Source organism: Hydrocoleum sp. CS-953, assembly GCF_002260545.1.
GTDB lineage: Bacteria > Cyanobacteriota > Cyanobacteriia > Cyanobacteriales > Microcoleaceae > Trichodesmium.
Genome location: NZ_LGSU01001394.1, coordinates 1 through 11,972 on the forward strand (window position 1 = coordinate 1; position 11,972 = coordinate 11,972).

Genomic DNA, 11,972 nt, shown 5'->3' on the forward strand with positions numbered 1-11,972 from the left:
ATTTATAGACAATTCAAATAGGAGTTATGTATGTTTGATCAAAGATAATCGTTAATAGAAAATCAAATAACTTAATTAGGCTACACAACTTCAAATTAATTGTAAAAACCTGCCAATTTGGCAAATAGAAGCCGAATATTAAGTTAGTATGATTACGGAGGGAAAAATAATAAATAATACAATTTTTCAAAAAAAGTTTAACAGCTTGAAACAAAGATCAAAAAAAGAAGGGTGAGTCCATGGATGATCAGACTAAATCAGAAGCAGAATACGATCAAAACAATGAATCTGCTAAAAGCTGGAATTTACAGGATATAAATGCAGAGTACGATGAAATAGATGAATTAGCATCCTCTATCTATGGAGGAATAGCAACATCAGTTAGGGGACCACAGTTACCCACACCTGCTCAAAGTCAGGACAGAGCAACACCGACTGAAAATGTTAATAGTTCCAATTGGTCACCATTTGTCCAAAATTTGCTCGATAAACCAACAGCAGCATTTCCCCGGCAAGTACTATTAGGGGGTATGGCTTTCTGTATGGCTTTCGGTGCTTGGGCATGGTTTGGCAAAATTAATGAAGTAGGGCAAGCACGGGGGGAGTTAGTTCCACAGGGACAAGCTTACAAAGTCCATCCGGTGGAGATGGGAAAAGTAGCTAACATCCCTGTAAAAGAGGGAGATACAGTAAAAGCAGGTCAAGTTTTGCTTGAACTAGAGACGAAACTGGCGGGAATAGAAGTAAAGCGACTAAAGCAACAGCAAGTTGCTTATGAAAAAGAGTTAGTTCAGAAACAAGGTTTGCTCGACAGACTGAGGATGGAAGCCAAAAGTAGAGATGCTGTGGCAAAGGCAGATATGAGAACCCAGTCAGTAGCGATCGCTCAAGCAGAAAAAAATGTGGACACTACGCAGGCGATGCTGAATCAGTTACAGTCAGATGTGGCGGCATTACAGAAACGATACATAACTCTCAAACCTTTAGCAGATAAAAGTCTGGAGTTATTGGCACAACTGCAAGCTGACGTGGATGCTTCTAGGGAAAGACGACAACAGCTAGAACCAATTGAAAGTCAAACAGATAAGTTACTGGAACAACTGAAAGCTGATGTAGATGCTTCTAGAAAAAGAAGGCAAGAACTTGCTCCACTCTCAGACAAAACCCAAGAGTTGATTAAGCAACTCAAAGCAGATGTAGTAGAACATCAGCAACGGGTAGAAGCATTACAGCCTCTGGTCGAGGAGGGAGCAATGTCAAAGGAACGTTTATTTCAAGCCCAACAAGCACTGCGCGATCGGCAACAGGCTCTAGTTCGGGCGCAGTTATCTGAGAAAACTCAGGCTCAGGAACGCTTGTTTTCAGCTGAACAAACTTTACGCGACCGGGAGAATGCCATTATTCGGGCGCAGTTATCTGAGAAAACTCAGAGCAGGGAACGGTTGTTTTCAGCCGAACAAGCTTTGCGCGACCGAGAAAATGCCATTATTCGGGCACAGTTGTCAGAGGAAACCCAGGCCAGGGAAAGGTTGTTTACAGTGGAACAGAATTTACGAGATCGGCAAACCCAAATAACTGAAACCGAAGGCAAATTAAAGCAAGCATTGGCAGAAGCACAGCGGCTAAAAGCCCAACTTTCCCAAAAACAGGCACAAGCACAAACAACTCAGTTAGAAATGGAGCAACGTATTCAGCAGTTAGAAGTTGAGTTAACTCAACTGAAAGCAAGAATTAGTGAAAATAAAAATTTACTTGCCACTGCTGAGACTAGGTTGAAGGAACGGTTTGTTTATGCGCCTGTGAGTGGGGTGCTACTTTCTCTGAATGTTGGTAATAGTGGTGAGGTTGTGCAACCTGGGCAAACTATTGCAGAAATAGGCCCTCAAGACGCCCCACTGGTTTTGTCTGCTAAGTTACCTAATCCCGAAGCTGGATTTATCAGAGTGGGGATGCCAGTGCAACTTAAGTTTGATGCTTATCCTTATCAAGATTATGGACTAATATCTGGCAAGGTTTCCTCTCTTTCTCCTGATACAGACCAGGATGCACAAATGGGAGATGTTTATCAAGTTGAAATTACTTTAGAGCGTAACTATGTGACAGAAAATGGTGAAAAGATTATCTTTAAACCTGGTCAAACTGCGAGCGCGGACATTATTATTCGTCGCCGTCGCATTGCAGATGTTTTATTAGACCCAATTAAGCAATTAAAAGCAGAAGGCATCAATTTTTAATAGCACTTTCAAATATTGTTAAATTCATTAGAAAAAATCTGGAGATAAAATTATGAGTTCTGAATTACTGTATCGTCAAAGCAAATTAGATAAAATAATGACTCGCGAACAGTTTGATTTAATTATTGAAGCCATACTTGCTGGCAAGTATTCTTGGGCTTGTGTTTTAATCTTACGTTTTGGTGGTCATAACCCCCTCGACTACATTCCCTATCGTACATTTAATCGGTTAATCAAAGAAAATTGTAAAGGTTGTAAACCGAGTAAACACAGAAACCGAGGTGAAGATGAAATGGAATGTGGTGGTGAAAATAATGATTCAAAAGTTACAAGTATTGCCGATAAAAAAGCCAAATACACTCAAAATAAACAGGTATCAAGCGATCGTAAAAATCAGCAAGATGCCCTAGCAATCTAATTTAATTGATCAGCAGGTAAATAAATCCTGAATATGGATGTGAATACCCTCGGTAGCAACTTGATTAAAATGCTATTAGAGGGTTGATTTTTCATAAATATTCTCTGAATGGAATTTGTTGGTGAAAATAATGATTCAAAAGTTACAAGTATTGCCAATCAAAAAGCCAAATACACTCAAAATAAACAGGCATCAAGCGATCGTAAAAATCAGCAAGATGCCCTAGCAATCTAATTTAATTTATCAGTAGGTAAATAAATCCTGAATATGGATGTGAGTACCCTCGGCAGCAACTTGATTAAAATACTATTAGAGGGTTGATTTTTCACAAATATTGTCTGATTTATTACTGTAGAAATATGTGGTTTACCACGAATAAATCATATCTCTGATTTATCAAATATGTCAATATNGTAAATAAATCCTGAATATGGATGTGAGTACCCTCGGCAGCAACTTGATTAAAATACTATTAGAGGGTTGATTTTTCACAAATATTGTCTGATTTATTACTGTAGAAATATGTGGTTTACCACGAATAAATCATATCTCTGATTTATCAAATATGTCAATATTTATCTATATAAAATCTGCCAAAATGGCAATAAATCATCAAAGTTATAAACTTGCCAAAATGGCAACCAAACTCTAGTTAAATTATCTATTATTAAAACAGTTATGACATAAATTTTTAGTCGGATTAGTTAGAGGAATATTCAATATTTACCTCTAAAATATAGCAGGATTAATTCTCAAAATCTAGGTCAAAGAAGTAGTAGATAGCCAATATTTTTCTGCCAAAATGGCAAGAAAAATCTAGTTAAATTATTTACTATCAAAAAAAATGAAATACAAATGATAAAGTTATCAAATAAAAATTAGGAGAAAAAACATGAAAATTGCTGAACTAAATCATCTAGAAAATGTTAACGAATCCAGTTTAGTGAACGGTGGTTCGAGTCCTCCTCCTCCTCCATTGTTTCCTTTTCCTCAACCTCAGACTTTGATTAATGTTACTACATCTGTCTCTACTTGGGCAGAGGGGTTTTTCGCAGAAGCTACGAGCGTAAGTAATATGCTGCTTACTCCCAATTCTGGCCATGCAAGTAGCCATGGAACTGCTTCTTCTGGGTATGGAATTGCTACTTCGTCCAGTAGTGTCAGTGGTTCTGTTCAGACTATCGGTGGCATCACTATTTATCAAGTAGTTTAGACAAAATTAAACTTGAAATCCCCAATCCCCAATAGGGAAATATAACTTAGTTATTTAAGTAGCTATTGATTAGAGGTATCATCAACATATTACCTCTAATTAATGGTTGGGTTAATGCTAAAAATTCAATTCAAATAAGTGGTAGAATGGTGATGATTAATAACCAATCTATAGCAGATATAGATATTATCAATTCCCTCAAACAAAATGTTCAATACAAGCAAATTTGGCAACGAATCTTAAATCAAAAAGTTATAGAGAAAGCTGCTCAGGAAAGAGGGATAACTGTATCTCCAGAAGAAATACAGGCAGAAGGCGATAGCCTGAGAATGGAAAAGAAATTATATAAAGTATCTGATACCATTGCTTGGCTTGCAGAACAAATGATTACAGTAGAAGATTTGGAAGCCGGAATTGGCGCTCGCTTACTTTCTCAGAAACTAGCAGAGAATTTGTTTAAAGAGGAAGTCGAGAAATCCTTTGCTCAAAATCGCATTAATTATGACCAGGTATCATTATATCAAATCATTATTAGCGAACCTCGACTTGCCCAAGAAATATATTATCAAATCAAAGAGCAAGAAATCAGCTTTTATGATGCTGCTCACTGTTATCATATAGACGAAAACCGACGGCAAGTTTCTGGTTATGAAGGTAAACTTCACCGTTTGAGTTTAAAACCAGAAATGGCAGCAGCAGTATTTAGTGCTAAACCAGGAGTGGTAATTTCCCCTCTTAAAACAGATCAAGGATATCATATTTTGATGGTAGAAAAATTTATCCAGGCCGAGTTAACAGAGGAAAGATACCAAGAAATTTTGAATAATATGTTTAAGCAGTGGTTAGCTAACGAAGTTAACTATATGTTATATAATCAAATTGAGCCGGAAGAAATTAACGAGTCAAAGCAGCAAATAACTTAAGGATGCACAAAATGGATAATGGATAATGGATAATGGATAATGGATAATTGATAATTGATAATTACCTCTGGTTAAAACCTTACGGGAATTGAACATAAGGAAATATCCTAGCACTTTTTTTCCCCTTGAAAGGGCAGGGCTAATTCATTGTCGTCAGAGAATATTTACAACCCTATATTTTTGAGTTCTGGTACTTCCCACACTCCCCACCCTCTCCTCCTTTTTTCTCTGGTGATAATAAATAGACCTTGCCTTGAAAGGGGAGGCTAATAAAGCTGAATTATTTAATTATTAATTAAAACAATAAAACCACCTATGATGCCTATAATTTTGTGGGCATATTAATAAATACCCAACGATTAATTAATTATCATCAGACATCTCCAGAAATTATATAAGTCTTATCCAAAACGACTGTACAAACCTTACATATAAAGTCTCGACATAAGATGAATCAAGCAAAAGTCACCCTAAAAGTCTTTTGTGGATGCCTAATTATGTGAACATCTACCACCTCTTGCTTCTTGCATAAGTGCCTACTTTTACAAAAAGCTTTCTTTTTTGGAGATGTCTATTAAAGAAATAGTAACCGAGTTTGATAGGAGGTAAGATTTATAAAGTAGTCGGACAGAATTAATGACAGTAAATGTTTTTGTCCACCTACTTACCTCCTACTCATTCTATACCATACTCATCTTAGATGAGTGCAATTAATTCTAGATTTGAACCTTGTGCTAATACCCACAGCACTAAACAACAGAAAAGCTATAGTAGTTGATGGTTTGGGAGTAGACTATACCTGTACAAAATTTGCCTTGACTTCTACTAGCAGAAAAATTCCCTCCGTCTGGGTGAAATTATTGTTCAACAAGGTTGGGTAAATCAGCAAACTATCGAATATGTCATGGAAAAACTGATTATCCCTGAACGAAAAATAGTTCCTATAAATCAATAAATATCTCCCATAATTAATCTTAAAATCCTTGTAATTCCTAAGCTAAAAGTTAATTCCTGGAGATGTGTAATCTATTCCCCCATAGCAGGGATAAATATGTGATAGTTCTGTATAAAAATGATAAGAGCTAATCAATCAAGTAAATGTTAAAATATTAAGTTCCTTTCTACATATAAATCTACTCACTATACGGACTAAGTATAATGTTATTGCAACGAGGGGCAATGAGCCTAAAATCTCTGAAACCCTTATTCTTTGGTTCCACGACCATGTAAAATAATTCTTTATAGAACCCCTAAAGGTATCTATTTAAAATTAGAGATTGAGAGTAGGGGAGTAGGGGAGTGGGGGAGATGATGAAGTAAGGCGACCTAAATTCTACTCTACATTTTTCCTCTATTTCTTTATTCTCCATCTCCTGACTCCTTTGGCAAAAACCTTTACCTTTGCGGAGATACGCTTAGGGCTTCTATAAGGGGTTTGAAGAGTAAACCCCTACAAGCAAATATTTGTTAACTATTACACTCACAACCTTCGTGACCACAACCTGCACCATCGGGATGATTATTAGCACAAGCTTCAGAACAATAGTTTTGACCATTCTTCTTGACGGCGCTTTCTATAGAAACGATACACAGACAAGATTCACAAGCACATTTCATTTGAGTTACAGTAGTCATTTTAATACCCTTAATTCTTCACATTTTTGATTTAATTTGACATATTTGTAGTTTAACATCTAAATATTTTTTCGCCATTATCTGTATTCTTTTCGGACCCCTTTTCTCAGGGGTTTTTCCTTCTAGCTCGATCAAGTCTCCTGTGTTACCAAACACACTACTAAAACTACCAAACTCAAAAGAAACATCATACTNATTTATAGTCTTTTTAGTGGATTAAACTGAAGTCAATTTCAATCCTTTTCGTTACAGGCGTAAAGCTAGGGTTCGTGCCACGAGGGGCAAATTTGTAAATTTTTATACAGCCATTTTCAAGTTGATCAACCACATCTTCACAACCAAAACCTAGTAGGGACGTTCCATGGAACGTCCCTACTGTGGTCTACCGAAATGAAAACCGCTGTAAAACCCCCTGTTTTTTAGCCCAAATTAGGGAATTGGTTACCAAACTCCCTACAATATCGTAGTTAACCTACAACCTATCATATAGAATCCGGTTGAACAGTCGTCCCTATCGACGATAGGAAGCAATCTCTTAAACCTATGAGATTGCTATCCGTTCCGGAATGCTCCGCAAACCTTCCACTCCGTTGCAGTCGCTGCGGACGCAAGCTATAGTAATTATCCAGATTCTATATCACCTTCTTCAAACAGATACAATTGCAGTTTCCAATTTTACTATTAATTTTAAACCAAACTCCTCTTCAAACGCCTGCTTCTTATATTCCAAACTCCACAACTCCAATGCACAATCATCTTCAGAGTCAGCAGGTCGTAACCAGATATGAAATTCCTTTTGATTTTTGTTTAACCAACAGGTGATACTAGCGATCGCTCCTTTTTGTCGCCTATCTAAAGCTATCGCCAACCGCAACAATGCACTTAGCTCAGATACTACTTGTTGATATTTTTTTGGTAAGTTTTGATAATGCTCGTGTTTTTTCTTGGGTAAACTCTTGCGGTGATAACGAGCTAAATTAGCAATAACTTCAATTTCAATCTCACTATACCCCAATAATTCCCCATTCCTAATCAAATAATAAGAATGTTTATGGTGTTCTGAATGACTTACATATAAACCACAGTTATGCAAAATTCCTGCTGACCATAATAACTCTCGTTCATCACATCCCCACTGATGCAGCACTCCCTGAGTTTGGTCAAATAAATACAACGCCCAAGAAGCAACCCTTTCACTAGACTCCAAATTTACCTGATATTTTTGCGCAATTTTTAGGGTGTTACGTTGCCGAATTGAACTTTGGAAACGGAGGCGATCTTCTATCAAACCATGATTTAACATCCAGTCAAGTATTACTCCCTCCCGTAAACTTCTTTCACAAATAGTTACTGACTCCATCTCCAATAATCTCATTGCTTCTTGTAAAACCAAAGCACCTGCCAAAATAATTTCTGCTCGCTTTTCGGACATTCCTGGAAGTTCCAGTCTTTCAGAAAGAGATAGTTTCCTCAATTTATTCACCAATTCTTCCAACTCGGCAAAACTAAACNCAGTCAAGTATTACTCCCTCCCGTAAACTTCTTTCACAAATAGTTACTGACTCCATCTCCAATAATCTCATTGCTTCTTGTAAAACCAAAGCACCTGCCAAAATAATTTCTGCTCGCTTTTCGGACATTCCTGGAAGTTCCAGTCTTTCAGAAAGAGATAGTTTCCTCAATTTATTCACCAATTCTTCCAACTCGGCAAAACTAAACTGATAACCCCCCAAAGGAGTTGGTACAGAACCCAATTTTTCATAAGCATGAATAGTTGCTAAAGCTTCAATAGTACCAGCAGTTCCAACTAACCGAGGTTTTTCACCTTGTTTGATGTTAGCTAATAATTCTTCTGTCGGACGTTCTAATAAACCTCTAGTGTAAGCTTGCAAATACGCAAACTCACTTTTACTAATGGGATCTGTGGTAACAAATTCTTTCGTCAGACGTACTGCACCTACTTTTGTACTGCTTAGAGTTCTCGGTGTATTACTATCACCTAATATCAATTCTGTGGAACCTCCTCCAATATCAATAANGTTTGATGTTAGCTAATAATTCTTCTGTCGGACGTTCTAATAAACCTCTAGTGTAAGCTTGCAAATACGCAAACTCACTTTTACTAATGGGATCTGTGGTAACAAATTCTTTCGTCAGACGTACTGCACCTACTTTTGTACTGCTTAGAGTTCTCGGTGTATTACTATCACCTAATATCAATTCTGTGGAACCTCCTCCAATATCAATAATGATATGGGGTTGGTTGTTAAATTCCATTGCTGAAAGCACCCCTAAATAAATTCGTCGTGCTTCTTCCTGACCAGAGATTAAGTTAACATAGAGGTTTAACTCATCAGCTATTCTGTTAAGAAATTCTTTGCCGTTGGGTGCTTCCCGTACAGCACTGGTAGCAACTGTGATAGTTTGTTCAGCATTAGCACTTTTGGCAATTTTTTGGAAACGCTCCAAAGTGGCGATCGCTCTATCCATCACTTCCGGTTTTAAATTACCTTTCGTTCCGCAGTCTCCCAGTCTTACTGTTTCTTTGTCTCTGTCAATAATAGTAAAAGCGGGTAACCTGGGGTCTATTTTTACTACCACCAAATGTAAGGAGTTTGTACCCATATCTATTGCTGCCAAGATACGGTCTTTATTTCCTAGTGGAGTAGGAATTCTAACTAGAGGAACAGATGTAACCATATAAATGTGTCCTAGTTTACAAGTTTGTTAAATTTTAGATTAAATAATGNTCTTTGTCTCTGTCAATAATAGTAAAAGCGGGTAACCTGGGGTCTATTTTTACTACCACCAAATGTAAGGAGTTTGTACCCATATCTATTGCTGCCAAGATACGGTCTTTATTTCCTAGTGGAGTAGGAATTCTAACTAGAGGAACAGATGTAACCATATAAATGTGTCCTAGTTTACAAGTTTGTTAAATTTTAGATTAAATAATGTCATCTGTTTTATTATGACAAAAAATAACTAAAATGGACTTTTACTATTGACAAATTGTACTTGTTAAGGTATAGCCGCGATGGAGATTGAAGTATAGAAAGGATTACAGTGGATTACGGTGAGATACAAATATCAATAATAAAACCTTTGTAGGATATGCATCTTAGCTATTATGACTGTATCAAAAGTAAGTTATTAAGTTCAAAAGCTGAATGCTAAATTATTTGTCAAAAAAACTGTAGGGGTTTGGTCTCCAAACCCAAGTGCATGAGGGATTTGGAAACCAAACCCCTACGATAAAATGTTACATTACAACCTATTTAGGATTGCTGTAACTGAATACTTAAACTAAAAGGAAGGTAAAACTAAATAATGCCTAAAAAATCTATTCCCAGAATTGAATATCTACGAGTGCAAAACTATCGCGCTCTGCGTGATTTAGAACTAAAAAAAATCACTCCACTAACTGTATTTTTAGGTCCTAATGGTAGTGGTAAATCAACAATATTTGATGTCTTTGCTTTTTTGTCAGAATGTTTTACAGATGGTCTCCGAAAAGCTTGGGAAAAAAGGGGGAGATTTAAAGAATTAAGAACTAGAGATACTGAGGGAAATATAGTATTTGAACTTAAATATCGAGAAACAAAAAAATCCCCTTTAATTACATATCATCTTGCAATTGCTGAAAGAACAAAAGGTCCTTATGTTGCTGAAGAATGGTTGGAATGGAGAAGAAAATCAAGAGGAAAACCGTTTAGGTTTTTAGACTTTAAAGAAGGGGAAGGAAAAGTAATTACTGGAGAAATGCCTGATGAACAAGACAAACGTATAGATGAAAAATTAGAATCTGCGGAATTTTTAGCAGTAAGTACCCTCGGACAATTTGCTAAACATCCTCGGGTTAGTGCCTTGAGAAAATTTATTACAGGTTGGCATCTTTCCTATTTAACTGCGGACAATACTCGCAGTATTCCTGAAGCGGGTGCCCAAGAAAGATTATCGCCAACAGGGGATAATTTACCTAATGTTGTTCAATATCTTAAAGAACAACATTCAGGACGACTTGAAAAAATTCTTGATATTCTTTCTCGTAGAGTTCCACGTTGAGAAAAAGTTGAAGCTTCAATTATGCAAGATGGAAGACTTTTACTACAGATAAAAGATGCTCCTTTTGCTACACCAATTCTAGCTAAGTTTGCCTCTGATGGTACTTTAAAAATGTTAGCTTATCTTACTGTTTTACACGACCCAGATCCACCGCAACTTATCGGTATTGAAGAACCAGAAAATCATTTACATCCTCGTTTATTACCAGAACTTGCTGAAGAATGTCGTGCAGCTTCAGCTAATACTCAACTGATGGTAACAACTCACTCTCCGTTTTTTATTGATGGGATAAGACCTCAAGAGTTATGGGTACTTTATCGAAATGAAGATGGTTATACTCAAGCGAAACGTACTGACGAAATGCTAGGTATTCAAGAATTTATTGAAGAAGGAGCATCTTTAGGTAATTTATGGATGGAAGACTATTTTGAGTTTGGAAATCCTTTAAAAAATCAAGGCGCACCACGCAAAAATCAACCTAAAAATTAGTAATTATTAGGAGTGGCTAACGAGTGCATATTGAATTTCTAGTAGAGGATCGGTCAACAGAGGAAACTCTCTGTCATTTATTACCAAAAATTCTGGGTGAATCAATAACTTTTGAAACTCACTTTTTTCAGGGTAAAGAAGATTTATTTTCTCAACTACCCGGACGATTAAAAGGGTATAAAAAATGGATACCTGATGATTGGAGAATTATAATTTTAGTAGATAGAGATAATGAAAATTGCCATTTCAGTTATCAGTTATCAGTTATCAGTTATCAGTACCTCGTGGAATAAGGAGGCTTGACATACGGAATTTTATTTTTTTATCCTCTTAAAAGAGGAGGCTTAATTACCCAAATTTTTCGGTAAAAAATTGAAACAAGAGTTAGAAGAAACTGGTATCGAAGCTGGATTTATGACAAAAACTCTGGCAAAGAGTAAAAATAAAAAGAAATATCAATTAATTAATAGAATTATGATTGAGGAATTAGAAGCTTGGTTTTTTGGAGATATACCAGCTTTGACTAAAGCTTATCCTAAAGTATCTAAACATCTCAGTCAAAATGCTAAATATCGTGACCCAGATGACATTAAAGGTGGTACTTGGGAAGCTTGACCGAATAATTAATAATTAATAATTAATAATTAATAATTAAATATCTTGGTTAAAAGCCTGCCCCCATAAGGGAAAGAAAGTGCTAGGATATTTCCTTATATTCAATATGATGGTTTTAGATGAGGTAATTATCCATTATCAATTATCCATTAATTAAAAGAAGTGCTTCAAAGAAAAGGTTATCATCCAGGAGGATTAGAAAAATTGAGAGCTGCTAGAGATATTGCACCCCCGCATGAACCCTACAGAAAATACCTCAAAAAGTTTTCAAGTTTTTTATGATTGTTTATTGGAAATAATGGAATCGGAAAACAATTAATTTGATAAATTAGAAGAAGCGATCGCCTCTAAAAAATATTGCAATTTATATTATCTTAAGT

Annotated in this window: 10 protein-coding genes and 3 pseudogenes; 9 read left to right on the forward strand and 4 right to left on the reverse strand. The window is 36.2% G+C overall.

Features of this window, described 5'->3' with window-relative positions:
• Positions 1-239 precede the first annotated feature (239 nt).
• The 5 genes from AFK68_RS27645 (at position 240) to AFK68_RS27660 (ending at position 4,788) form a co-directional block, all read left to right on the forward strand.
• Positions 240-2,234, forward strand: a complete 1,995-nt coding sequence (locus tag AFK68_RS27645) for an HlyD family efflux transporter periplasmic adaptor subunit (protein ID WP_094676851.1) — start codon at positions 240-242, stop codon at positions 2,232-2,234.
• Between the two features lie 52 nt (positions 2,235-2,286).
• A complete protein-coding gene (locus tag AFK68_RS37465) occupies positions 2,287-2,652 on the forward strand; it encodes a HetP family heterocyst commitment protein (protein WP_168186684.1) in 366 nt (121 codons plus the stop codon).
• 108 nt (positions 2,653-2,760) lie between these two features.
• On the forward strand, positions 2,761-2,886 hold the full coding sequence (locus AFK68_RS43655; protein ID WP_256386668.1) for a hypothetical protein: 126 nt from the start codon (positions 2,761-2,763) through the stop codon (positions 2,884-2,886).
• A gap of 658 nt (positions 2,887-3,544) precedes the next feature.
• Complete coding sequence (locus AFK68_RS27655; RefSeq protein WP_094676853.1) at positions 3,545-3,865, forward strand: hypothetical protein; 321 nt, start codon at positions 3,545-3,547, stop codon at positions 3,863-3,865.
• Between the two features lie 65 nt (positions 3,866-3,930).
• Entirely contained in the window at positions 3,931-4,788 is an 858-nt protein-coding gene (locus AFK68_RS27660) for a peptidylprolyl isomerase (RefSeq protein WP_371357593.1), read from the forward strand.
• Positions 4,789-6,255: 1,467 nt separating this feature from the next.
• Here AFK68_RS27660 and AFK68_RS27665 read toward each other — a convergent pair.
• The 4 genes and pseudogenes from AFK68_RS27665 to AFK68_RS27680 form a co-directional block, all read right to left on the reverse strand.
• A complete protein-coding gene (locus AFK68_RS27665; protein ID WP_094676855.1) occupies positions 6,256-6,423 on the reverse strand; it encodes a metallothionein in 168 nt (55 codons plus the stop codon).
• Between the two features lie 646 nt (positions 6,424-7,069).
• Positions 7,070-7,934 (reverse strand): annotated as a pseudogene (locus tag AFK68_RS27670) (HD domain-containing protein); the annotation flags it as partial.
• Between the two features lies 1 nt (position 7,935).
• Positions 7,936-8,461 (reverse strand): annotated as a pseudogene (locus tag AFK68_RS27675) (Ppx/GppA phosphatase family protein); the annotation flags it as partial.
• A gap of 1 nt (position 8,462) precedes the next feature.
• Positions 8,463-9,123 (reverse strand): annotated as a pseudogene (locus tag AFK68_RS27680) (Ppx/GppA phosphatase family protein); the annotation flags it as partial.
• 630 nt (positions 9,124-9,753) lie between these two features.
• On the opposite strand from AFK68_RS27680, the gene AFK68_RS42700 reads away from it, so the two are divergent.
• From AFK68_RS42700 to AFK68_RS27695, 4 genes are all read left to right on the forward strand, one after another.
• Complete coding sequence (locus tag AFK68_RS42700) at positions 9,754-10,488, forward strand: AAA family ATPase (RefSeq protein ID WP_246844505.1); 735 nt, start codon at positions 9,754-9,756, stop codon at positions 10,486-10,488.
• Positions 10,489-10,509: 21 nt separating this feature from the next.
• Positions 10,510-10,977: an AAA family ATPase gene (locus tag AFK68_RS42705; RefSeq protein WP_246844506.1), complete on the forward strand. Its 468-nt coding sequence runs from the start codon at positions 10,510-10,512 to the stop codon at positions 10,975-10,977.
• A gap of 23 nt (positions 10,978-11,000) precedes the next feature.
• Entirely contained in the window at positions 11,001-11,270 is a 270-nt protein-coding gene (locus AFK68_RS27690; protein WP_094676857.1) for a hypothetical protein, read from the forward strand.
• 79 nt (positions 11,271-11,349) lie between these two features.
• Positions 11,350-11,592 (forward strand): DUF4276 family protein, encoded by a 243-nt coding sequence (locus AFK68_RS27695; RefSeq protein WP_210407655.1) that lies wholly within the window; start codon positions 11,350-11,352, stop codon positions 11,590-11,592.
• The last annotated feature ends 380 nt before the right edge of the window (positions 11,593-11,972 follow it).